The sequence below is a fragment of the Paenibacillus sp. Y859 genome, from assembly GCF_056786405.1.
On sequence record NZ_JBXCIZ010000004.1, the window covers coordinates 211,950 to 234,635 of the forward strand.

Here is a 22,686-nt window from a genome sequence, read left to right on the forward strand (position 1 = left end):
CTCTACTCAATCTTGTGCAATACTAGTCTAATCTTGTGGTGGTGAAGAAGAATATGACCTATCCCAAGGAACTTTGGGAGAATACTCGTCTCGAGCATTCAATATATCCATTTCAACTCTTTCGTAATCATCATTCCGCTAAAAAGAATGACTGCATTCTCTATTTACACTGGCATGAGCATTTCGAGATCATCGTCATGCGTAAAGGTAGAGCCCTATTCCATATCGACAGCCGCCCCTATACGGTTACGGCAGGAGACGTTGTCATTATTCCAGGTGGTAGTCTGCATGTTGGATATTCACTAGACGATGGAGATATGAATTATGACTGTGTTGTCTTGAATGCTTCGCTATTCAATGATTGGATGCATGATCCGGTACATGTACAGTATGTTTCCCCCTATTTAGAGGGGCAGCAGCGATTTCCAGTCAAACCAGCTGATCATGATGAGGTATGTGTAAATTATTATCCTATATTGGATGAGGCCATAGCGGAGCTTGCAGCAAAGGCTCCCGCTTATCAACTTGTAGTCAAGTCGAAACTACATGTACTATTTACGTTATTAGCACGTACGTTTATGCCACACCAGTTGGATGACAAACCTGTAGAGGGGTATTTTCCGAATTATGAGCGGTTTAAGTTACTGATCCAACGATTGGAGTCTAATTTGTCTGAGAAGATAACGGTCGAACAGGCTGCAAAGGAGGTTAGCCTTAATCCGTACTACTTCTGTAAACTATTCAAGCGATTAACTGGCCGAACCTTTATTGAATATGTGAATATCTGTAAAATGAATGAGGCGAAGCGGTTGCTCCTTGAGAGTAATGATTCAATAACAGAGATCGCATCCAAGGTAGGGTGTGAGAATCCGAACTATTTTACCAAACTGTACAAAAGGTATATGGGCGTGACCCCATCGGGTACGAGGAGATCATAGAATGATAGGTTGTTTGAGAGTACTCTTAATGGGTCCTGGCCGTGACCTCCTGACGATCTGTGTCGATACTCTAGTCCTTCTTATACACAGTCCATAAATTGATGGAACATCTCAGTGAAGGTAAGCTGCACAACCTGTTCTTGAAAGGTATCTTGCTGTGAGCATACGGATACTTTATATGCGGGGTCGATAGGGTATTGTTTAAAGTAACAATTATTAAATGCATGTTGCGTATCTAGGAGAATGTGTTGATCATCTTTCCTAATCGTATATGAAGAGAGGGGAAGGGATAGACCTACACCTACTGCCTTGATATAGCTTTCCTTAAGCGTCCAAAGATCAAAAAAATAGTCTTGCCTATTATCCTCCCTATGTGCGTATAGATCGTGGCATTCCTGTTCAGAGAAGCAATGTTCAGCTATGTCGAAGTCGATGTCACTAATAAGCTCTACATCTATCCCAACTTGTGAGTCCGATAAGGCGCATAAGACCCATTGGCCAGAGTGAGAGTTGTTGAAATGTAGTTCGTTATTTCTATGTAGAAGTGGTTTCCCATACTTATTGTGAATGAACTGTATATCCCTATTCTTAATGTTAAGTTTATTGCAGATCTTAAGCCTGGAGAGAATATCGGCTGTTAATGTTCTTACAGCATCGTCTCTATGAATAAATCGATGTATTCGGTCTTGTTTCTCTATCGGAAGGGTAGCCATGAGGGTCTGCATCTGTAACGGATCGATATCATTCATTAACTTTATTCCATAGACTTGCGTCATATTCTACCTCCAGTATTGAGTAAATGGGGTTTCCAATAAAAGTTATTTTTAAGTGTTATCTACTAGTTGATGTATGACGATGCTCGGTTGAGGACAAAGACTTATATTATCATAAATGGATCTCCAATGATAATAAATACATAGGTAAAAGTATCTATTTTATTTTACTTCCACATACGGATAAGGAAATAACGTGTTTCGTTGCAGAAAGGGTTCATTCAAATGTTGAACTATTCGTTTGAACAAATTTTATAGTTCAAGTCATTGCCAAGTAATATACCAGCAATAAAATATCTAAAGCTAGAATATATAGTCATTAAACGTAGTTATCAATCGCTGTTTTTTCCCAATTTAACAGAAATTAAGATCGTTATTCATACCGAAATAGAGAAAGCCAATCCCCAGAAGACTGGAGATTGGCTTTATTATAAATACTCTTGTATTATCTTAAAGTCTTCAATGCACCGCTCCAAGCAAGAACTTGATCAAGCATAGCATTAACATTAGCAAGATGTAGATCAGCTGGCTTGAATACCGATCCGTTCTCGAAATCAGTGAATAGAGATAGTAGAGGATTCACACGAACATCAGCTACTTGTAATTCTCCTAGAATTCCACGTAAATGTTCAGCTGCACGAACTCCACCTGCAGAACCGTAACTTACAATACCTGCTGATTTGTTGTTCCACTCGTCACGCGCATAATCAAGTGCATTCTTCAATGCTCCTGTAAGGCTGTGATTGTACTCTTGAACGATAAATACGAATCCATCTAGACTAGCAAGTTTGGTTGACCAAGCTGCAGCTCCTGCCCCCGGATCAGCTTCACCTAATAGTGGCAATTTGAAATCTGCAATATCGACGATTTCATAGTTGGCATCTCCACGTTTGTCAGCAATCTCTTTTACCCATTCCCCAACTTGTGGGCTGACGCGTCCTTGACGAGTGCTTCCTAGAATAATACCTATGTTTAACTTTGTCATTGTTATTTCCTCCTTATTGGTAGATATACCAAATAATTTGTTTAACCACTTCATGTACTGTACCACTCCAATATTATGTCAATTCCCAAGAAGCATATACTCAGGTATCTCTAGTTAGTATATTTCAAATATAAGATTATTATGTCTCACTATGCTTTGTTTGTCAACTATACTTTCGTAACTAATAATATAATTGTTGTTATCGATTTCCTATGGCATGTGCATAGAAGGATTGTCTTAATGGCGAACGCATGCTATCGTAGGAAATGAATGGATAGCTAGTTATATTTCCGCAAAGACGGATACTTCAAAGTGATACGAAGTATCGCTAGCATCGGAAGCATAAACTCCTTAAACAGGATGGCAAAGCCGTTTCAGCTTGGAACATTACTTTACGGAGGTGCAACATGAAAGTACTATTTATTGGAGGAACCGGGACGATTAGTTCTGCAATTACCAACAAATTGGTAGAACAAGGATGTGAGCTTTATCTTTTAAATAGGGGCACCAGAAATGAAGCCTTACCCGTTGGTGTAAATATCATTAAAGCTGATATTAATGATGAAGTCCATGTAGCTAAGTTAATAGAGAACATGCAGTTTGATGTCGTTGCTGACTTTATAGCATTCGAACCGACTCAATTGGAAAGGGATTATCGATTATTTAAAGGTAAAACGAAACAGTTTATATTTATTAGCTCTGCTTCTGCTTACCAAACACCTTTATCCGATTATAGAATTACAGAGGGTACGCCTTTATCGAATCCATACTGGGAGTATTCTAGAAACAAGATTGCCTGTGAAGAGTACTTAATGAAGCAGTATCGTGAGAATGATTTTCCAATTACAATTATAAGACCGAGTCACACATATGATGAACGTTCCATTCCACTTGGTGTACATGGAAGTAAAGGAAGCTGGCAGGTTGCTAGGCGTATGCTTGCGAATAAACCGGTGATCATTCATGGAGATGGTACTTCCTTGTGGACGATGACGCATAATAGTGATTTTGCTAAAGGTTTTATTGGATTAATGGGCAATATTCATGCTATTGGTGAGTCTGTTCAGATCACTTCTGATGAGACAGTAACTTGGAATCAAATATATGAGATCATTGCCGATGCTTTAGGCGTGAAATTGAATGCGCTTCATGTATCATCATCACTATTGGCTGCATGTAGCAGCACAGAGGATTACAGGGGCGGATTGTTAGGAGATAAGGCTAATTCGGTTGTATTTGATAATTCCAAACTGAAACGACTTGTTCCTGAATTTGTGGCAACCACTCGACTTGATCAAGGTATTAAGCAGACGGTAGAGTACATTCTAGCGCATCCTGAACATCAAACAGAGGATGAAGAATTCGATATTTGGTGTGACAAAATTGTCGGTGTATTGGACGTTGCTGTCATGACAATGTTGGAATAGGGTTTAATTAAATAGCAAATGTAGATGTTTGAAAAATAGAGACGCCATTCCTTTCGTAGTTGAAAGAAGTGGCGTCATTTTTGAAATTGTCTTTGGAGAGCACAAAATCAAATGCATCCGTATTTTTGATGATTCGAATTAGCTGTATTAGAAAATAATTCAATAAATAACAAGGAAACAGAACATATTTAGGAGAGATCCAATGAAAATTGACCGCTTGCTAGCGATGACGATACTACTACTTAATCGTGAGCGTGTCAGCGCAAAAGAGTTAGCTGAACGCTTTGAAGTATCCACCAAGACGATTTATCGAGATATGGATACATTGAGCCAATCGGGCATCCCCATTGTGGCACATCAAGGAGTATCGGGCGGGTTCGAAATGATGGAAGAATACACGATTGCACGGCAATTTCTTACGTTAAATGAAATAACCGCGATGGTCGCTGCTGTGAAGGGCATCACCTCGGTGATGGATGATAGGTTGTTCGCTACCCTTCTTGAAAAAGTTAAAGCGCTACTTAATAAAGTAGACCGAATAGATGTTGAGCAACGAGGAACGGGGATGATCTTTGATTTTAACCCTTGGGGACAGAACTCTATAGCGCGGGATAAAGTTAATACGTTAAGACAGGCTATTGAGGAGACACGCAAGGTGAATATCCAATACCTGAATATGAACGGAATAGCGAGTGAGAGAATCGTTGAACCCTCTGCCTTAATTCTAAAAGGGTACTTATGGTATATGCATGCATACTGTGAGCTGCGGGACGACTTCCGAGTGTTCCGATTATCCCGTATACAGGAATTACGGATGCTGATGGAACACTATGTACGTCGTGAGACGCCGTCGTTAGAGAGTTATGTGTGGAATTCGGAGTGGTTGAAGGAGTCCAAACGGGAAGTCATTCTTAACTTTGATCCGAAAGTTCATTATCGGCTCGTAGATGCCTTTCATCCTGATCAGATTACCGTGTTAGATGATGGCTCGATCCAAGTGAAAGGGCAATTCGCGGATGACGAATGGTTATATAGCATGCTTCTGAGCTATGGTGATCAGGTCAAAGTGGAGCAGCCAGCTAGTGTGGCGGAGGAAATCGTGATCCGGGCACACAATATTATTGGGCGATATTCTAACTAAGACAGATAGGTGTCCACTTTTCAATTGTATAATCAAATGAAATACAAAGAAAAGAGGATGAACAATGATTAGCGAACCTGTTCAAAAACCGAAAGTGACACTATTTGGTGTAAGTGTACGTACGACAAATGCTGAAGAAGCGAGCCCGAACGGCAGGTTACCACAACTGTGGGAAACCTACTTTGGGAGTAACACGTTGTTGCAGACGGGTGCAAATAATCCCCATCTTATCTATGCGTTATATACTGATTATGAGAGTGATGCGACAGGGGCCTATACGGTTCTTATTGGGCACGAAGCGGGTGATGATGCGGTTCAATCCGATAGCAACTACCCTCAAATGGTTATACCAGAGAGCAAATATATTGTATTTACAACTAAGAAGGGCTTGGTACATGAAGTAGTTGCGCAAGCGTGGGGGGAAATCTGGGAGTATTTCAAGGAAAGACCCGATGCAAGATCCTACACAGGAGACTTTGAACTATACGATTCTCGAAGCTTTGATCCTACAAATACGGAATTGCAGATTTACATAGCCATCAAATAGACGGAAGAAGAGTCGACTGCAACTAGCAGTTGGCTCTTCTCAATTGCAGAAGGAGGGATCGCATTAATGTGCGCCCTTCTCTTTCAATTTATCCATTTTCGATTGAAGAGATATACGTTTCTTGGCGGTTTTATTATCGATTGCGGCGGCTTTGCGCTCGTACGCATTACTGCGCAGAAGGGCAAAGATGACCAGTAAAGTACCAAAGAGCTCATACATACTAATCTGATACCCTTGAAAAGCCATCACAATGAAGGTGGTGATCGGTACGAAATTAATAAAGAGAATACCATTGAGTGGAGATATCATCTTGATTCCGGCATTCCAGCTGAGTAAGGCGGCAAGACCTGGTAACAGAATCATGAATGACATCTCATATTTGACCGCGTATACATCATGCCATGTGGGTACCGAAATCAGTTGGAAGGCCGTACCAGAACCTACGACGACCAAGGATACGGCTGTTCCAAGCAAGCAGGTTAACGTTGAATAACGAAGAGGCGACCAGTCTTTGAATGTCTCTCCTCCCATTGAATATACTACCCATCCCACAACCCCTATAAAAATAAGTAGTAGCGGAAATAAATGCTGCCCAGCCATCGTGAAGAAGGTGAGTTTCCCATTCGTAATGACAAGTAATGCGCCGAATAGCGCGATTACGATACTCGTGAGCATATATCTCTTCGGTTTATTGCGAGTGGTAATCCACAAGACCAGAATGGATATCATCGGCATAAGTACTTCCATGATCGAAGCAGCGACGGTGCCTGATTCGCCCATAAGATGTTGTCCAATGAAGACCAACAGATTGTAGACTGTAAAGGCCATCGTTCCATAGAACAGGAGCGCTTTACCCCTTCCTTCCAAGCGAAATGCTGATTTTCCCTCTTTAGCCCATAGAATCACGACGAGGATGAGGCTAACGATGAAATATCGGATAAGTGAAAAATAGAACGGATTGACATGCTGCAACGCAACGTGCGCAACAGGGAACATAGCTCCCCATGACATGCTTGCGATTAAGCATAGTATGGACCCTAGAATAAGTTTGTTTTTGAACATGATGGTTTATTCCACTGCCTTTTCGTATGTAATGTATAGGAAATTAATATTTAAAATTGTTAGTATCTATAAATCATAATAGGAGAGTAGGGTTTGTTCGTAAAATGATTGTAAATGCGTTATATCATCATTTATAATGATGATATAACGATAGTCATCGATGAATGGAGGGTAAAGCGGATTGGAATTCAATGATTTAAGAATATTCCAGACGGTGGCAACTCTCGGGAGTGTGAGTAAGGCAGCGGTACAGCTAAGTTACGGGCAATCTAATGTAACAGCGAGAATCAAAATATTAGAGAAGGAGCTTCAGACGCTATTGTTCTATCGACATAAACGTGGGATGGTCTTGAATACCGAAGGAAAGCGACTTCTTGAATATTCACGGGAAATTTTATCGAAGGTTGAAGAAATGAAGGATGTATTTAGCCAATCTACTGCACCTTCTGGGGTTCTCGATATTGGCATTGTGGAGACAGTGAATGCCCTTCCTGAGATTCTATCAGCCTATTACAGCAAGTATCCGAATGTGGAATTATCGTTACAAGCCGGGGTAACGGAACACCTAGTGCAGGAAGTACTCGATATGAAGCTGGATGGAGCGTTTGTGACAGGGCCGATAAAGCATCCGTTAATCGAACAGGTAGAGGTCATAAGTGAGAAGCTAGTGATTGTCTCTAGGAGTAAATCCTTATCTATGGAGGACATCACGAGGAAACCCTTATTGCTCTATAAGAAAGGTTGCGGTTATCGTGGGCGACTAGAGAGTTGGATGAAGATCGAAGGAATCATTCCGAAGCAGATTATGGAGTTTGGTACATTCGGAACGATTATAGGGAGCGTTGCGGCTGGCATAGGGATAACCATTATACCTGAGTCCTCCGTTACTGATCTAGCAGCGAGAGGTACGATCTATTGTCATCATATCCCTGAGCCATATCAGAATATCACGACGGTCTTCATTAGACGTAAAGATGCGTATTTGACGAGCACCTTGGGATCTTTTATCGATGTGATTAATGCTCGAACGGGTCTGTCAGGTCTGAATATAGATGATTAGGATGGGTTCAATAGGTGCTTTACTAGGTGGGATATGGGGCGCGCTTGTAGGATATATTAAAGCTAAAAGAGGTATTAATGAAGTTATTACAAGTATTATGTTTAACTTTATTGCCCTTTGTTTTAATTGGAGCGGTAGGTAGGCACGTGCACCGAAAGCATTGGGAGAACCCTATGAGGTAGGAAAACGATAAGGGGTGTTCCTGATATTGAAGAGTCGATTACAGAAGCTGTTCCATATTCATGAGGAGAAATCAACTATACGTACGGAAGTTGTTGCGGGAGCAACCTCCTTTATGACGATTGCCTATATCATTGCGGTGAATGGGGCTATTTTAAGTAAAGCTGGCATGCCGTATGAAGCTGCAATGATTGTTACAGTCATTTGTTCTTTTATTGGTTGTATGCTGATGGCATTATGGGCGAATTCACCATTAATTATGGCCCCTGGTATGGGCGATAACGCATTTTTTGTTTTTACATTGGTATTCTCGCTAGGACTTACATGGCAGCAAGCACTTGCAGCTGTATTTCTAGCAGGTATCGTATTTATGCTAACTTCGATAACAAAAGGGGTCGACTATTTATCTCGATCGATTCCAAAGTCTATGATTAACGCAATGACCGCCGGCATTGGTCTTTTTATTGCCTTTCTAGGATTGAAGAATGGCGGACTGATCGTTGCGAGTGAAGGGACATTCGTTACCTTAGCGGATTTTAGTGACCCCTATGCATTGACGACAATACTAACCTTACTTATTGCGATTCCGCTTTTCTTACGGAATGTCACAGGAAGCTTCTTAATTGTCATTGTCATAGGGACATGTATTGGTGCATTACTGGGTATTGTCGATTTTTCGACCTTAAGTGATTTCAGCATCTCCTTTGCTGGATATGGGGAGTTATTTTTCGCTCTGGATTTTAGCGCGATAGGTACGCTTAATTTCTGGACCGCGGTATTCTCGTTATCGATGGTCATTATTTTCTCGAATATGGGCGCGCAGCTTGGAATGCTACCTGATAAATCAAAGTTTCGGAAGTCATTTCAGGCGAATTCCTTTTCGGTGATCAGTGCGGGACTTCTGGGTTGTAGCCCCATGACAACAGCCGCTGAGGCTGCGACAGGTATTGCCTCGGGAGGAAGAACGGGTCTAACCTCTTTTACAACGGGACTTCTGTTTGTTCCTGCATTATTTCTTATTCCCGTATTCAAAGTGATCCCGAGCAGTGCGATTGCTCCTGTGCTCATCATTGTCGGTTGTCTTATGTTCCAAAGTATCAAGGAAATAAACATGAGTGATTTTACAGAGGCTTTTCCAGCCTATTTAATGATGGTGATTATGCCACTATCCTTTAGTATCGCTAATGGGATTGCATTTGGTTTCATCGCTTACCCGCTTGTGAAGGTAGTTACGCGTCGGAGAGCAGAAGTGTCTGTGACGATGTACGTCATCGCATTCTTCTTCCTACTGTATTTTATATTAGGATCGATATAAGTTGAATTAGAGAAGTTGTTCACAACACCTATGGCATTCAGGCTATAGGTGTTTTCAATACGTACTTAGAGTGTTCCTATGTTGGGTTCGAGCGATAACATACTTGCGAGCTGCTACAAATCTTTCTTTCGCAGCGGAGGCATACCAGAACATATCCCAGCACCAATGGCCTTTGTCCAAGGAAGAGGATTTTTATTCATCTTAAATGTGCCCTAGCAAAGAATGAAGCATCCCTATGATGACGGTTTGACAATTAGTTTTATAAATATCGGTACTATTGCTAATAATACCTCCATGCACATAAGGAGGATAAAACTCATGGAAAGCAGCTATAAAGGAACAAACAAAATGATTGCAGGAATTGTGTTTGGCGTCTTAACGTTCTGGCTTTTTGCACAGGCGATGGTCAATGTTGTTCCAGCAGTTCAATCAGATTTAGGTATTTCAATGGGAACACTGAATGTAGCCATTAGTTTAACTTCGTTATTCTCAGGGATGTTTATCGTTGCTGCTGGTGGATTAGCAGATAAGGTTGGACGCAAAAAGATGACATATATCGGGCTAATATTAAGTGTTGTTGGTTCTCTACTCCTGGTATTTGCTCATGGGTCCGTCATGTTAATTATGGGTCGTGTCGTTCAAGGTTTATCCGCTGCATGTATCATGCCAGCAACCATCGCATTGATGAAGACGTATTTCGAAGGTGCAGATCGACAACGTGCACTTAGTTATTGGTCCATCGGATCTTGGGGTGGTTCAGGTGTGTGTTCTCTTGCTGGAGGTGCGATTGCGACGTATTTGGGATGGAGATGGATATTCATCTTTTCAATTGTATTCTCACTGCTTGCGATGTGGCTTATTAAAGACACGCCCGAAAGTAGAGGACAATCAACAGGCGCATTTAAATTCGATTACACGGGCTTAGCTATTTTTATAGTAACGATGCTTGCATTAAATATCTTTATTACTCAAGGTGCAGATTTCGGCTGGACAAGTCCACTTACGCTTGGTTTGGCTGTTGTTACGATCATAGGAGCTATCGTATTTGTTAAAGTTGAAAAGGGAAAAGCTGTTGTATTAATTGATTTCTCCTTATTTAAAAATAAACCGTACGCGGGTGCCACATACTCAAATTTCTTGTTAAACGCAGTAGCAGGTACACTCGTTGTTGCCAACACGTATGTTCAAGTAGGTCGAGGATTTACTTCGTTTCAATCAGGGATGTTATCCATTGGTTATTTAGTAGCCGTGTTGGCTATGATCCGTGTCGGTGAGAAAATTCTGCAGAAGGTAGGCGCAAGATCACCCATGATATGGGGTGCAGTCATAACTTCTGTTGGTGTAGCAGTTATGGGTTTAACATTCTTACAAGGCTTTACCTATACAGTTGCTGTGTTTATTGGCTTTGCCTTATTTGGTCTTGGACTTGGAATATATGCAACGCCATCAACAGATACAGCGGTATCTAATGCACCTTCCAACAAAGTTGGTGAAGCTGCAGGGATCTACAAAATGGCAAGCTCCCTTGGTGGAGCGTTCGGTGTTGCCATTTCAGCAACGGTATATAGTTCAATTGAAGCAGTGGCAAGTCTGGAAGTGGCTGCAACAGCCGGGATTATCACGAACGTTATATTCGGTGTACTTTCAATCATTTCTATTGTTCTATTTGTTCCAAGAAGTGCTGGCAAATAGACGCCATCCCCGTCCCCGTTAGCTAAGCCTGTGATAGAATAACAAAGATTATTTTGTAGTTATTATGAAATAAATGAAGGGGGCCATTACATGTTATTGAATGATTTAATGGAGAAGTTAGATGCCAAACAGGAGCGTATAATCGAAATTCGTCGACATCTTCATGAGCATCCAGAGCTTTCTTTCCATGAAGATCAAACGGCAGCCTATATCGCCGATTTCTATAAAGAAATCCCCGTGGACTCCGTGGAAACGAACTTCGGTGGTCAACGCGGGGTCGTTGTAACTATTAAAGGGACTAAGCCAGGAAAAACGATCGCTATTCGGGCGGATTTCGATGCACTGCCTATCAAGGAAGAAACAGGCTTACCGTTTGCGTCAAAAAACGAAGGCGTCATGCATGCTTGTGGGCATGATGGGCATACGGCTTATATGTTGGTATTAGCAGAGACATTAGCGGAGATGAAAGATCAGTTGAAAGGTACGATTAGAGTCATTCATCAACCAGGGGAGGAAGCACCTCCAGGTGGCGCACTCGGAATGATTAAAGCGGGAGTGTTAGACGGCGTAGACGCTATCATCGGGATCCATGTCATGTCTACCATGCAAACAGGACATATTTATTACAGAAGTGGGAACACACAAACGGGAAGATCTTACTTCAAATTACGTGTTCAAGGTAAAGGTGGGCATGGTTCATCGCCTCATATGGCGAATGATGCTATTGTTGCAGCGAGTTCCTTCGTTATGAGTTTGCAAACGATTGTTAGCCGCCGGATCAACCCATTTGATACAGCTTCCATTACCATTGGTAGTTTCGATGGTAAAGGTACATTCAATGTAATTAAAGATGCTGTAACGCTTGAGGGAGATGTTCGAACGATGTCTAATGAGACACGAGACATCGTCGAATCTCAAGTTCGTGCTTTTACAGAAGGATTAGAGAAATCATTTGGTGTAACAACCGTTCTTGAATATGCTAATGATTATCCTGTTCTATATAATGATCCTGAAGTGACAGAACATGTGCATCAAGCTTTAGTAGAAGCGGCTATTCCAGAGGTAGAAGCTGTATTGGAGACAGCTCCACAACCGCCATCAGAAGACTTCGCTTACTACCTTCAACAAGTACCCGGGTGTTTCTTCTATGTAGGTGCGATGCCGGAGTCGGGAGAAGCATACCCGCATCATCACCCTAAATTCGATATCAATGAAAAAAGTCTTATTATTTGTGCAAAAGCGATGGCTGCTGTTGTTGCTTCTTATTGCGATGGTAGCGAATCTTTATAAGAGCGATTGCTTAACAGACTGATGTAGTCCTAAACTCACTCGCTTACCATATACTTGAATTTGCAAGTCTTCCCCTTCAAGGAGTTCAATCTGGAAGCCTCTTGTATGGATTTGGAACTGAATGAGACGTCCACGGTAACGAATACGGAATGCATAACGATCCCAACTGGTTGGGATCGTTGGCGATAATGACAGCCCCGACTCTTTAAGTCTCACCCCTGCAAAACCGTATACGATTGCCATCCAAGTCCCGCCCATATTAGCTAGATGTAGACCATCTTTCGTATTTCCGTGGGTATTATCCAGGTCAAGGCGCGCTGTTTCGGTGAAATAATTATACGCTTTGTCTGCGTACCCCACTTTAGAAGCCATAATGCTGAAAATACAAGACGATAAGGACGAATCATGCGCAAATATTACAGGATTCTGAATTCTTTAAGGCAGTCCTTCATTCATTGGAAATTGTTATCATTGCTGTGCCAATCCAAACGATTCTAGGGCTCTTGATGGCTGTACTTGTCAATCAGAAGATGAAAGGGAAAGGCATATAACGTCAAGAGGTGGCTCTTCAATACGATCATCATGACGGGGGTTGTCATTATCGGTAACTTAATTGTGAATCCATTAGTAGCCTTCGCCCTTGCCAAGTTAAATTTCAGAGGGAAGAAGGTTATCTTCTGGATCGTGCTTGCAACGATGATGGTCCCCTATCATATGATTTTGATACCCGTCTATGTAAACATGGCCGAACTTAGGTGGTTAAACTCATTTAAGGCATTAACCGTTCCATTTCTGTATCAAAGTTTATATATATTCATGCTCAGACAATTCTTTGTTACCGTGCCGAATGAGTTCATGGAAGCAGCTCGGATGGACGGCATGTCCAAGATGGGGTCATTCTGGAAGATCGTGTACCCATTAGCTCGCTCGCCATTGATCACCATGTCCATCTTGGCTTTTGCAGGAACATGGAATAGTTACCTCATTCCAAGTACATTGGCTAATACACCTAAGATGTATGTACTGGTAGTTGGTTTAAATAGTGTGAAGGATGCTGTGTTTGAGAATACACCACTGATTATGGCAGGGGTTGTCCTATCCACTTTGCCGATCTTGATCTTCTTCTTCATGTTCCAGAAACAGTATATTGAAGGGATATCTAGTTCAGGGATTAAAGGATAACAATAAGAGCGCGATCGTCCTAGAAGTTCTTAGGTGCTCGCGCTCTTATTTTTCTACGCCTCCACTCTTATTATAAGATCGGAGTCCTTTACGTAAGCCCCTTTATTATCCATGAGTGTATTCTAAGGACATTTGGAAATACTGTATTTAGAAAAATGAGTTTTTTTATGTATAATTCGTACTTTTATTTAGATTGAAATGGTGTAACATTGAGATTTGTGATAAAATGTACACTTATATAGATAGATAGAGGACGTGAGCTAAAATGATTAATATAACCATACCAACACCGGACGTTACCATTGACAAACAGGTTGCTCCAGTGCTAAGTAATATTTACGGGTTTACGGATTTTCACCTGATCCCTAGAGATATGGGGGGAATCTTTATGTTCTACAACGACAATGAGGAATTATTGTTCGTTGGCAAAGCGAGGAAGCTAAGACCAAGAATAAAGAAACATTTCGAAGATACGACATCACCGATGAAAGCTTATAGAGACGAAGTAACTAGAATTGATGTTTGTCTTATCGGCGATCCTGTTCATAGAGAAATCTATGAAACCTATATTGTGAATGAGCTTAAGGCTAAATACAATGTGGACAAGGTGTTATATAAGTAAATCGTAAACTGAACGGCAGACCCGTAAGATAGCACTTTGGATGAAGTGACTATCTTACGGGTTATTTGTGTTCTATTCAGATTTTTTAGAAGTTTATTCTCATTATGAATAGGTAAGAATAATATATGTAAGGAAGGATGAAAACCCCTTTATTTTTTATGAGTTGTTCATTTTTGATACGCAAAAAACGCAGTAATCCCCTTCACTTAAAGGTAGGGACTACTGCGTTATTATGTTCATACGTACTATTCATTGGCTTTTAAACGATATTTCGTCCTCGCACCCATACGCTAGAAAGGTTTAGGTTACCATCTAACAGGAGAATATCAGCTTGTTTGCCGGATTCTAGAGTCCCGATCTGTTGCTCCAACCCAAGTGAAATGGCTGGATTCAGACTGGCGGCTTGGGAAGCTTCTTGCAGGGAGAATCCAACCTCTGATACGAGAAATTGAAAACCACGGATCATGGTCAATGTACTTCCAGCAAGAGCCCCCTCGTTATTCTTCAATGTCGCGATTCCTCCAGATACGTTCACGGGCTGGTCACCCAATGTGTACTCGCCGTCACCAAGTCCAGCAGCGGACATGGCGTCGGTGATGAGAAGAAGATTGGCTGATGTCTTTAGACGTGCCAGAATAGATATGACAGCGGGATGAACATGAATGCCATCGGCAATAACCTCTGCTGCAATCTGTGATTCACCCATAACGGCTCCGGCTACGCCCGGCTTACGGTGATGTAGAGGTGTCATGGCATTAAAGGTATGAACAGCCTGCTTGAGCCCTGCGTCAACAGCAGCCAGTACTTGCTCATATGTCGCATCGGTATGTCCGAGAGCCGCAGTAATTCCATGATCTCTCAGCCATGAAATGACTTCAAGAGCTCCCTCACGCTCAGGAGCGAGTGTGACTTGCCGAATGAGACCAGGGTACTGTTTCTCCCATGCCTCAAGCCAACTTACGTTAGGGAGAACGATATGTTGGGGATTCTGTGCACCAGGCCACTGAGGACTGATGAAGGGTCCCTCCAGATGAACCCCTGCCAATTGAGCATAGGGCATGTTGTTGGAACGATAAGCGTTCACTTCTCGTAGCACGTTATCAATATCATCCTTTGGAGCGGTCATCGTTGTAGCGAGCATCGTAGTCGTTCCTTGAGAACTATGGAATTGCGTAATCGCGTCCAAGGTTTTGTGGGTACTGTTCATGAAATCATGTCCTGCTCCACCATGAACGTGAACATCTACGAATCCTGGGATAAGTAATCCTTCAGCTTGCGGAGCGACAGTGGTCCATTCTGTATAGTCATGTGGTAGATATTGTTTATCGCCAACATAGGAAATAGTATCTCCAGAGATGGCGATAACGCCATTCTCAATCAAACCTTGTGGTGTCAGTACTTTCCCGAAAAGAAGTTGTTCTACAACGTCAATGCTACTCATTAGAGTAGACTCGCCGCCTCATGATCCAGCAGTACGATGACGTTTGAATGGCATTGTAGGAAAGAAGCCGGACATTGCGTTGTGATCGGTCCCTGAAAAGCATTCTTAATGGCTTCGGCCTTCTCGGCACCGCGTGCGATGAGGACAATTTGCCGGGCTTTCATAATGCTACCTACGCCCATCGTTACAGCCTGCTTAGGTACTTCGTCAAGAGAAGTGAAGAAGCGGGCATTGGCTTGAATGGTCTCCTCTTGTAAATCCACAACTTGTGTACCCCCAATGAGATGATCATTTGGTTCATTGAAGCCGATATGCCCATTGCTACCGATTCCCAGTAGTTGTAGATCGACTGGCCCATTCTGTTCAAGCAGTTGGTCATATGCCTGACATTCAGCTTCCAAATCATGAGCACTGCCATTAGGTATAAAGGTTCGTTTCGGGTCAATATCAATATGGTTAAAGAGTTGTTCCTTCATAAAGGTACTGTAGCTTTGCGGGTGATCGTTAGCTAAGCCCACATACTCATCAAGGTTAAAAACAGAGGATTTTGCGAAGCTTACTAGACCTCTTTTATACATGTCAGCCAATCGCGCGTATATACCTAGTGGGGAACTGCCTGTAGCGAGACCGAGAACTGCCTGCGGATTACTTTGTAATAGACTAACAATGAGATTCGCTCCAGTCTGTACGAAATCTTCTTCTTTATTAAATGTGAATATATTCATTTTATTGACCTCCTCGTTTTTTGCGATAATGTTGGATATTGTTATAGGATTGTTCCAACTTAGGAACAAAGTCTTTGAATTGATTGCTGATCATGCCAGTGAATAGAATATCTATAATATGAAGTTGCGCGATACGTGATGCCATATCTCCCCGCCGCATCCCTTTTTCTAATGAAGAGGAGAACAGAGGGAGATCGGCTAAAGAAGCCAACGTGTTGCTTCCGTAAGAAGTAAGGGATATCGTGGTGGCTCCGCTATTGCTGGCACAGGTCAAGGCATCGATGGTCTCCGTAGTCTCTCCCGAATAGGATATAGCAAAAGCGACGTCGTCCTCACCTAGCGTAGATGCTGACGTAATCTGCATATGGGAATCGGAAAAGGCAGTACAGTTAACACCAATGCGAATCAGCTTTTGGTAGAAATCCTGAGCAATAATAGAAGATGTTGCCATCCCGTAGAGATCGATCCTGCGTGCTCCACATAGCCAATCCACGACTTTCGCAAGTTTTGTTAGATCCAGTAAGGTGGTAGTATCTCGAATAGACGCTAGATGATTAGCTTGCATGGCTTCGACGATGAGAGATAGAGGATTACCAGCCACAATATCTTGATAGGCAGAAGAGTGAGATTGTCCTTCTGCGCCCAGTTTCGCTATTTCTGATGCTAAATGCACCTTGAAATCGGGAAATCCTTTGAAATGAAAAACCTTGCAAAACCGTGTGATCGTAGCTGGACTGATACCGCATTGTTTTGCTAATTCCGTAATGCCGATATGAATCACTTCACCCGGAGCAGACAGAATTCGTTCCGCTAATTTGCGTTCCAAAGGGGACAGTTTTGTCAACTGACGTTGGATGGTATGAAGGATCACTGGCGTTGAACACCTCCCTCGCTAAAATGATTTCAGTGTATATGTAGTATGAGTGGAAAATGATTTTCACATATATAATAATACAATGGATCTGTGGATGCAACCTGATTCACTCCTATATGGAAGTAGAATCTATTTGGATGAATGACAATATACTCCCTGGTGCATGAAATGAGCGATACAGTCTAGAATAAAGCTAGACATGTCATTTGTGCACAAAAGGAGAAGAGTATATTGAAGAGATTATGTTTGAAAGCTTTATCGTTCTGTATGGTTCTTGTGATGACGTCGATACCACTACATGTGGAAGGCACGGGGAACGTGCATGCTCGTACGCCAAAGGAATGTTTGAGCCCGTCGAAGGTACAGCTAAAGGCTGACTTAAGGAAGCTTTGGACCGATCATATGATATGGACGAGGAACTATACTGTGAGCGCACTTGCAGGGATGGAAGATCAAGAGAAAGTAAGTGCAAGACTTTTAAAGAATCAGCAGGCTATAGGTAATGCGTTTAAGGGGCGGATGAAGTCACCGCAAGGATCAAGAAGGATTGGGATGCGGATATTACGACCTATGATAGGGGAGAAGCGCATATAGCGATGTTTGCCGACGTTCTGGCAGATGGAATCATCAAGCAGTTCCCGAAAAAGTTGAAATGACCCCATACCTTATTCAGTATGAAAGAGATCCCCTCCATGGGTTATATGGAGGGGATTAAAATGAATTAGGGTCTAGATACTAGGTATGTGTTTACTTTATGGATGGTGCTGGATGTGCATTGATATAATCAAGTGCGTTGTAGATCTGTTCTGCCGCCTCAGCACGAGAGATAACAGCTTGTGGATGGAAATTCCGCTCTGCATCCAACTGCACAAGACCATATGTGATTGCGCGTTGAATGGATCCACTATAATCAATGGTCAACTCGCTCTCATCATTCATTTTAGTGGGAAGAATGTTGATCATAGGAAGGTTGCCGTGTTTCTCCATAGCTTGAGTGAGTTGATGAGTAAACTGTTCGCGTGTCCATGGATCATTGGGATCTAAATCTACGGGCAATTCAATTTTGTTCACAGCAGATATAATGAGAGTGTTTGCATACCATGCATCATTATTAGCTAATACATAATAATTCGTAGCTTTCGGTTCTTTAGCGAAACTTACGAAATCAAGGTTTAGGTCAAAAGCATTAACCATTAGTTGAACGCCTTGAGCCGCTGTAATGCTAGCTTGTGGAATGAATAGATTACTTGTAACCCCGTGTACAATACCTCTTTCATGTAACGCGATAATCTTATCTTGTGCAGCTACATTTACTAAGTCTGTGAAAGGTTGCGTTGCTGCAAAGCTTTGTCCTGCAAGGGTTAGTGAGAGCGCAGCCGCAGCTGTAAGCGTGAATAATCTAAATTTGGTTTTTATGTCAGTCACCTCATATAGGTTTATTTGACCTTGCTATACTTACCTAGACGAAATTGGCTAAATAAGGTTGCAAGGAAATGACTGTTTACCCCTCTTGTGTTAATAATAAAAATTTGAGACAATCAAGACTAAATGGCTAGCTTCGGCACCGTAACTATCATAAGACTGAACTTTTACTTTTAAGTTTTGAAAAGAGGAAATGAAATGAATAAACAATCCATTTATGGATTAACATTTGAACAACTGACAGAATGGCTTATACAATATGGACATCGAAAGTTTCGGGCATCACAAGTCTGGGATTGGCTGTATCGGAAGAGAGTAACGGATTTCTCAGAAATGATCGACGTGAATAAAGAGTGTATTCATTTATTGGCAGACCATTTCATCATCCAAACCTTATCTGAACATGTGAAGCAAGAATCAAGTGACGGAACGATTAAGTTTCTGTTCAAATTAGAGGATGGCAATCTGATTGAAACGGTATTAATGAGACAGAAATATGGTTTAGCGGTTTGTGTCACAACTCAAGTGGGCTGTAACATTGGATGCAGCTTCTGTGCGAGTGGCTTAATAAAGAAAAGTCGCGATCTAACCAGCGGTGAGATTGTCGAGCAAATTATGAAGGCCCAGCACCATTTGGATCAAGCGCAACAAGATGAGAAGGTGAGTCATGTTGTAGTTATGGGGATTGGCGAGCCATTCGATAATTTCGTTCATCTAGTAAACTTCCTACAGGTGATTAAGGACCAGAAAGGGTTAGCTATTGGTGCGAAACGAATTACTGTCTCAACCAGTGGGCTACCGGATAAAATTATTGAATTCACAGATGCTGATTTGCAAGTTAACTTAGCGATCTCTTTACATGCGCCGAATAACGAACTTCGGACGCGGATTATGAAGATCAATCGTGCTTATCCAATAGAGAAATTAATGCAGGCTGTAGAGTACTATTTATCTAAGACAAATCGAAGAATTATGTTCGAATATATTTTGCTCAAGGATGTAAATGACCGTAAGGAACATGCTTTAGAGCTTGCTGAATTGATTCGCGATAAAAAGGATTTCGCAAGTGTTAACTTGATTCCATATAATCCAGTGGATGAACATAGTCAATATCAGAGAAGTGATCAAGAAGCGATTCTAGCATTCTATGATACGTTGAAGAAGCAAGATATTAACTGTACAGTTCGACTTGAGCATGGAGCAGATATTGATGCCGCTTGTGGACAATTAAGAAGTAAACAAATGAAACAATCGGAAGAGGATATTTCTGATCAAGATCGATTTGCATTAGGTTAAAGACTATGTAAAGAGGAGATTTAATAATCAGGAAAAGTTGAAGTCACAGGAGATAGTTGCAAAACTACACTTAAAAGTGATAATAATGATAAAAAGTGGAATTTCCAGTAATTTAGATGTAGGTTTGCAATTAAAGTTGGCTAAAGAGGAAAAAGGCTGAATTTAGCTGTACATAATGCAACTGCTTGCCTAGCGAAGCTAGGTACATCTAACTGAGGAAGGATCGGTCGGGTAAGGATTAAGCCCCTTCGTAATCGAAGGGGCTTAGTTCAATTAGACCTAGTATATCTATTTTCTTTTATGCACGATTAAGTTCGTTTTGGATCTCATCTTGAAGCTCATTCCTCATCCGATCCACTAGACTGAAATCCATCGACTGTGTATAGATATTCGAAAGTTCATCCTGAAAGGATTTAGCTTCTGCCAAATGCTGAATCGATTGTTTCATTGCTGCGCTATATCGCTGGCTGACATGAAGGAGTTCTTCTGCTAGTCTTTCATCGGTTCCCGGCTTTATGCAGCGGGGGTATACATCGACAATTTCATCGGTGTCGCGATCAGGGAAATACTCATGTGGTGCCGTGCTGTCAAATATGGCGAACCCAAGCTCTCGGACAATGAGCATATCCAAGCTATTGGGATCGAAGCCACAATGGTAAATCTCAACATCGAAACCCCGTTCGATCCCAACGGCAGCCCATTTCTTCAGCATCGTGGATTTACCGGAACCAGGACGACCTTTGATAAGATACCTATTCAAGCCTTCTGTTAGATTAGAGACGAAATCAACCGCGCCGTTAGGTGTGGCGGCACCCAAGAACCGATGATCCACGCGGCTCTGCTTATTGAGCTTTCCATCACCGAATAGAATCTGAACATACTCATTCGTCAACTCATTTGCACTTTGAAAATCCATATTCTCGATATATAGAACTTCCCACTCATCATGAATGCGAAGGGCTTCTGCGAAGCCGGCATATGCACGGATATTGGCTTGAGAGATTTGCTCGTTCAGACTTTTGATTTCAATGTTGTGCATGCTCAGTTGAGTTGAGTCACAAGCTCTTCCTAAATCTACGTAATGTAGGACCGTCTCTGGAGATGTGGGTGCGATGGAATCTGATGTTGTTTCAATGACGATGCCAATATTAGAACGTGGGATGATCAATCCGTCCAACGATTCATTGTCCGAAGGGCAATGCATTAACCAGATGTCGTATCCGTTTAACACCATCTGATCGCTAATGGCTCTAATCAAGCTAGATTTTCCGGTTCCTGGAGGACCTTGCACAATAAACAGATGCTCCAATCCTTGTAGTGATGAATCCAACAAACTTGTATATCCACGAGCCGTATTTCCGTTTGCATAATAATTCCGGACGATTCCATTCATATGCTTCACACCTTTCAGGGCTAATGTCTTGGTCATCATACATCGTATTATTTCCTTACGAATATGGTGCAACTCAAATGGGGTTTTTACACTTGCATGAAGCATTTAACTGAATTACTGAACACCTCATATATAGATATATATGAGGCTCTTTTTGTCTTCATACCAAGTGTTTGCTCTTAACTTATTCCGTTACACAACGATTCTTACGTAGTCTCATCCGGGTATTGTCGTCAGTCAGGTCAAATATTTTTCGAGAGATGGGGCAACCACTTGGGGTACCTTCTGGCGTATTATATTCCCGCTGATGACACCGATCATTGCCACTTGTGCAATATATTTTCCAGGGACAGTTTAACACAGATTTCAATTTGGCATGCCGATTCTACTTATTTGTTCAAATTTGTGATATGTTGTATCACAGCGATTCCGTCATACTTTAATAATACTTAGGAAATACTATGATAGTTAGAGGAACTCCAGAATTGTTTAACATCATTTTATTACTAGGAGGAGTAAATATGGGAACATTAAATGGAAAAGTAGCCATGATTACGGGAGCCGGAAGCGGTATGGGACGTGAAGAGGCAATTCTACTTGCCAAAGAAGGAGCTACCGTTGTATTAACTGATATTAACGAGGCTGCTGTTCAAGTTGTCGCTCAAGAAATTACAACGAATGGCGGAGAAGCAATAGCATTTGCGCATAATGTGGCATCAGAAGAAGAGTGGATTAAGGTTGTAGAAGATACTATTCAGAAATATAGCAAAATCGATGTATTGGTTAACAATGCGGGTATTTCTTTAGCAGTCAATTTGCTTGATACCACTATGGATCAATGGAACAGAGTCATGAATATCAATGTTACAAGTGTATTCTTGGGGATGAAGCATGTTATTCCACATATGCAAAGTAACCAAGGGGGTTCAGTCATCAATATTTCATCGATTGCTGGATTAACGGGTGGCAGTGGTGCGGGAGCCTACACGGCATCCAAAGGTGCGGTACGTATGCTGTCTAAGGCAGCAGCAGTCGATTACGGGAAAGATCATGTTCGCGTGAACTCTGTTCACCCTGGATTTATTGAAACTCCAATGACAACAGATATGGTTGCTGATGATAGAATGCTAGCGTGGTTCTTGTCCCAAACAGCATTACCAAGAGTAGGACAAGCATCGGAAGTAGCTCAAGCTGTACTATTCCTTGCTTCTGACGCTTCATCCTATATTACGGGCATTGAACTACCAGTTGATGGTGGCGTAACGGCCAAATAATGAATGAATAGCACCTATGTATACCTGTACATCCAAATTATAATGTA

Annotated in this window: 21 protein-coding genes and 2 pseudogenes; 14 read left to right on the top strand and 9 right to left on the bottom strand. The window is 41.8% G+C overall.

Going from position 1 to position 22,686, the window contains the following annotated elements; all coding sequences use genetic code 11:
- Window positions 1-53: 53 nt before the first annotated feature.
- On the top strand, window positions 54-938 hold the full coding sequence (locus tag AC1TO8_RS12045; protein ID WP_482055854.1) for a helix-turn-helix transcriptional regulator: 885 nt from the start codon (window positions 54-56) through the stop codon (window positions 936-938).
- An 80-nt stretch (window positions 939-1,018) separates the two neighbouring features.
- On the opposite strand, the gene AC1TO8_RS12050 is transcribed toward AC1TO8_RS12045, so the two are convergent.
- Together AC1TO8_RS12050 and AC1TO8_RS12055 are read right to left on the bottom strand one after the other, a co-directional pair.
- Entirely contained in the window at window positions 1,019-1,714 is a 696-nt protein-coding gene (locus AC1TO8_RS12050) for a 4'-phosphopantetheinyl transferase family protein (protein ID WP_482055855.1), read from the bottom strand.
- 442 nt (window positions 1,715-2,156) lie between these two features.
- Complete coding sequence (locus AC1TO8_RS12055) at window positions 2,157-2,696, bottom strand: NADPH-dependent FMN reductase (RefSeq protein ID WP_482055856.1); 540 nt, start codon at window positions 2,694-2,696, stop codon at window positions 2,157-2,159.
- A 407-nt stretch (window positions 2,697-3,103) separates the two neighbouring features.
- On the opposite strand from AC1TO8_RS12055, the gene AC1TO8_RS12060 reads away from it, so the two are divergent.
- The 3 genes from AC1TO8_RS12060 to AC1TO8_RS12070 all read left to right on the top strand — a co-directional run bounded on the left by AC1TO8_RS12060 (window position 3,104) and on the right by AC1TO8_RS12070 (window position 5,811).
- Entirely contained in the window at window positions 3,104-4,123 is a 1,020-nt protein-coding gene (locus tag AC1TO8_RS12060) for an SDR family oxidoreductase (protein ID WP_482055857.1), read from the top strand.
- A 202-nt stretch (window positions 4,124-4,325) separates the two neighbouring features.
- Window positions 4,326-5,264, top strand: coding sequence for a helix-turn-helix transcriptional regulator (locus AC1TO8_RS12065; protein WP_482055858.1), 939 nt, complete (start codon window positions 4,326-4,328; stop codon window positions 5,262-5,264).
- A 64-nt stretch (window positions 5,265-5,328) separates the two neighbouring features.
- Entirely contained in the window at window positions 5,329-5,811 is a 483-nt protein-coding gene (locus AC1TO8_RS12070) for a GyrI-like domain-containing protein (RefSeq protein WP_482055859.1), read from the top strand.
- Window positions 5,812-5,874: 63 nt separating this feature from the next.
- Here AC1TO8_RS12070 and AC1TO8_RS12075 read toward each other — a convergent pair whose 3' ends face one another.
- The gene (locus AC1TO8_RS12075; protein WP_482055860.1) at window positions 5,875-6,873 is read right to left on the bottom strand and encodes a DMT family transporter; all 999 of its coding nucleotides are present in this window, start codon (window positions 6,871-6,873) and stop codon (window positions 5,875-5,877) included.
- A gap of 181 nt (window positions 6,874-7,054) precedes the next feature.
- Here AC1TO8_RS12075 and AC1TO8_RS12080 point away from each other — a divergent pair, with 181 nt between their 5' ends.
- The 4 genes from AC1TO8_RS12080 (at window position 7,055) to AC1TO8_RS12095 (ending at window position 12,410) form a co-directional block, all read left to right on the top strand.
- A complete protein-coding gene (locus AC1TO8_RS12080) occupies window positions 7,055-7,933 on the top strand; it encodes a LysR family transcriptional regulator (RefSeq protein WP_482055861.1) in 879 nt (292 codons plus the stop codon).
- Window positions 7,934-8,141: 208 nt separating this feature from the next.
- On the top strand, window positions 8,142-9,428 hold the full coding sequence (locus AC1TO8_RS12085; protein WP_482055862.1) for an NCS2 family permease: 1,287 nt from the start codon (window positions 8,142-8,144) through the stop codon (window positions 9,426-9,428).
- 318 nt (window positions 9,429-9,746) lie between these two features.
- Window positions 9,747-11,120 carry an MFS transporter gene (locus AC1TO8_RS12090; protein WP_482055863.1) on the top strand — a complete coding sequence of 458 codons (1,374 nt, stop codon included), beginning with the start codon at window positions 9,747-9,749 and terminating at the stop codon, window positions 11,118-11,120.
- A gap of 90 nt (window positions 11,121-11,210) precedes the next feature.
- On the top strand, window positions 11,211-12,410 hold the full coding sequence (locus AC1TO8_RS12095) for a M20 family metallopeptidase (RefSeq protein WP_482055864.1): 1,200 nt from the start codon (window positions 11,211-11,213) through the stop codon (window positions 12,408-12,410).
- Here the strand turns inward: AC1TO8_RS12095 and AC1TO8_RS12100 are convergent.
- Window positions 12,405-12,827 (bottom strand): annotated as a pseudogene (locus tag AC1TO8_RS12100) (glycosyl hydrolase family 65 domain-containing protein); the annotation flags it as partial. The gene AC1TO8_RS12095 and the pseudogene AC1TO8_RS12100 sit on opposite strands and share 6 nt — an antisense overlap.
- A 165-nt stretch (window positions 12,828-12,992) precedes the next feature.
- Here AC1TO8_RS12100 and AC1TO8_RS12105 point away from each other — a divergent pair.
- Both AC1TO8_RS12105 and AC1TO8_RS12110 read left to right on the top strand, forming a co-directional pair.
- Window positions 12,993-13,592 carry a carbohydrate ABC transporter permease gene (locus AC1TO8_RS12105; RefSeq protein ID WP_482055865.1) on the top strand — a complete coding sequence of 200 codons (600 nt, stop codon included), beginning with the start codon at window positions 12,993-12,995 and terminating at the stop codon, window positions 13,590-13,592.
- Between the two features lie 265 nt (window positions 13,593-13,857).
- Window positions 13,858-14,214 carry a nucleotide excision repair endonuclease gene (locus AC1TO8_RS12110; protein WP_482055866.1) on the top strand — a complete coding sequence of 119 codons (357 nt, stop codon included), beginning with the start codon at window positions 13,858-13,860 and terminating at the stop codon, window positions 14,212-14,214.
- 259 nt (window positions 14,215-14,473) lie between these two features.
- Here the strand turns inward: AC1TO8_RS12110 and nagA are convergent, their stop codons facing one another.
- The 3 genes from nagA to AC1TO8_RS12125 are packed head-to-tail and all read right to left on the bottom strand — an operon-like array spanning window position 14,474 to window position 17,251.
- A complete protein-coding gene (gene nagA, locus AC1TO8_RS12115; protein ID WP_482055867.1) occupies window positions 14,474-15,655 on the bottom strand; it encodes an N-acetylglucosamine-6-phosphate deacetylase in 1,182 nt (393 codons plus the stop codon).
- Entirely contained in the window at window positions 15,655-16,380 is a 726-nt protein-coding gene (gene nagB / locus AC1TO8_RS12120) for a glucosamine-6-phosphate deaminase (protein WP_482055868.1), read from the bottom strand. Before nagB ends, nagA begins: the two co-directional genes overlap by 1 nt.
- Window position 16,381: 1 nt before the next feature.
- Window positions 16,382-17,251: a MurR/RpiR family transcriptional regulator gene (locus AC1TO8_RS12125; RefSeq protein WP_482055869.1), complete on the bottom strand. Its 870-nt coding sequence runs from the start codon at window positions 17,249-17,251 to the stop codon at window positions 16,382-16,384.
- Window positions 17,252-17,485: 234 nt separating this feature from the next.
- Between AC1TO8_RS12125 and AC1TO8_RS12130 the strand changes: the two genes are divergently transcribed.
- Window positions 17,486-17,848, top strand: a complete 363-nt coding sequence (locus tag AC1TO8_RS12130; RefSeq protein ID WP_482055870.1) for a hypothetical protein — start codon at window positions 17,486-17,488, stop codon at window positions 17,846-17,848.
- 153 nt (window positions 17,849-18,001) lie between these two features.
- Here the strand turns inward: AC1TO8_RS12130 and AC1TO8_RS12135 are convergent, their stop codons facing one another.
- A complete protein-coding gene (locus AC1TO8_RS12135; protein ID WP_482055871.1) occupies window positions 18,002-18,679 on the bottom strand; it encodes an S-layer homology domain-containing protein in 678 nt (225 codons plus the stop codon).
- A 195-nt stretch (window positions 18,680-18,874) separates the two neighbouring features.
- Between AC1TO8_RS12135 and rlmN the strand changes: the two genes are divergently transcribed.
- Window positions 18,875-19,972 carry a dual-specificity RNA methyltransferase RlmN gene (gene rlmN, locus AC1TO8_RS12140; RefSeq protein ID WP_482055872.1) on the top strand — a complete coding sequence of 366 codons (1,098 nt, stop codon included), beginning with the start codon at window positions 18,875-18,877 and terminating at the stop codon, window positions 19,970-19,972.
- 298 nt (window positions 19,973-20,270) lie between these two features.
- Here the strand turns inward: rlmN and AC1TO8_RS12145 are convergent, their stop codons facing one another.
- Window positions 20,271-21,365 (bottom strand): PRK06851 family protein, encoded by a 1,095-nt coding sequence (locus tag AC1TO8_RS12145; RefSeq protein WP_482055965.1) that lies wholly within the window; start codon window positions 21,363-21,365, stop codon window positions 20,271-20,273.
- Window positions 21,366-21,624: 259 nt separating this feature from the next.
- On the opposite strand from AC1TO8_RS12145, the pseudogene AC1TO8_RS12150 reads away from it, so the two are divergent.
- Window positions 21,625-21,757 (top strand): annotated as a pseudogene (locus tag AC1TO8_RS12150) (carbohydrate ABC transporter permease); the annotation flags it as partial.
- Between the two features lie 129 nt (window positions 21,758-21,886).
- Complete coding sequence (locus AC1TO8_RS12155; protein WP_482055873.1) at window positions 21,887-22,639, top strand: SDR family NAD(P)-dependent oxidoreductase; 753 nt, start codon at window positions 21,887-21,889, stop codon at window positions 22,637-22,639.
- Window positions 22,640-22,686 lie beyond the last annotated feature (47 nt).

Bases quoted from the DNA above. Each gene is read 5' to 3' on its own strand.
- AC1TO8_RS12045 (WP_482055854.1), top strand. From the start codon at position 54: ATGACCTATCCCAAGGAACTTTGGGAGAATACTCGTCTCGAGCATTCA.
- AC1TO8_RS12110 (WP_482055866.1), top strand. From the start codon at position 13,858: ATGATTAATATAACCATACCAACACCGGACGTTACCATTGACAAACAG.
- nagA (WP_482055867.1), bottom strand. From the start codon at position 15,655: ATGAGTAGCATTGACGTTGTAGAACAACTTCTTTTCGGGAAAGTACTG.
- AC1TO8_RS12075 (WP_482055860.1), bottom strand. From the start codon at position 6,873: ATGTTCAAAAACAAACTTATTCTAGGGTCCATACTATGCTTAATCGCA.
- AC1TO8_RS12155 (WP_482055873.1), top strand. From the start codon at position 21,887: ATGGGAACATTAAATGGAAAAGTAGCCATGATTACGGGAGCCGGAAGC.
- AC1TO8_RS12090 (WP_482055863.1), top strand. From the start codon at position 9,747: ATGGAAAGCAGCTATAAAGGAACAAACAAAATGATTGCAGGAATTGTG.
- AC1TO8_RS12095 (WP_482055864.1), top strand. From the start codon at position 11,211: ATGTTATTGAATGATTTAATGGAGAAGTTAGATGCCAAACAGGAGCGT.
- AC1TO8_RS12050 (WP_482055855.1), bottom strand. From the start codon at position 1,714: ATGACGCAAGTCTATGGAATAAAGTTAATGAATGATATCGATCCGTTA.
- AC1TO8_RS12070 (WP_482055859.1), top strand. From the start codon at position 5,329: ATGATTAGCGAACCTGTTCAAAAACCGAAAGTGACACTATTTGGTGTA.
- AC1TO8_RS12055 (WP_482055856.1), bottom strand. From the start codon at position 2,696: ATGACAAAGTTAAACATAGGTATTATTCTAGGAAGCACTCGTCAAGGA.
- nagB (WP_482055868.1), bottom strand. From the start codon at position 16,380: ATGAATATATTCACATTTAATAAAGAAGAAGATTTCGTACAGACTGGA.
- AC1TO8_RS12060 (WP_482055857.1), top strand. From the start codon at position 3,104: ATGAAAGTACTATTTATTGGAGGAACCGGGACGATTAGTTCTGCAATT.
- AC1TO8_RS12145 (WP_482055965.1), bottom strand. From the start codon at position 21,365: ATGAATGGAATCGTCCGGAATTATTATGCAAACGGAAATACGGCTCGT.
- AC1TO8_RS12065 (WP_482055858.1), top strand. From the start codon at position 4,326: ATGAAAATTGACCGCTTGCTAGCGATGACGATACTACTACTTAATCGT.
- rlmN (WP_482055872.1), top strand. From the start codon at position 18,875: ATGAATAAACAATCCATTTATGGATTAACATTTGAACAACTGACAGAA.
- AC1TO8_RS12105 (WP_482055865.1), top strand. From the start codon at position 12,993: ATGACGGGGGTTGTCATTATCGGTAACTTAATTGTGAATCCATTAGTA.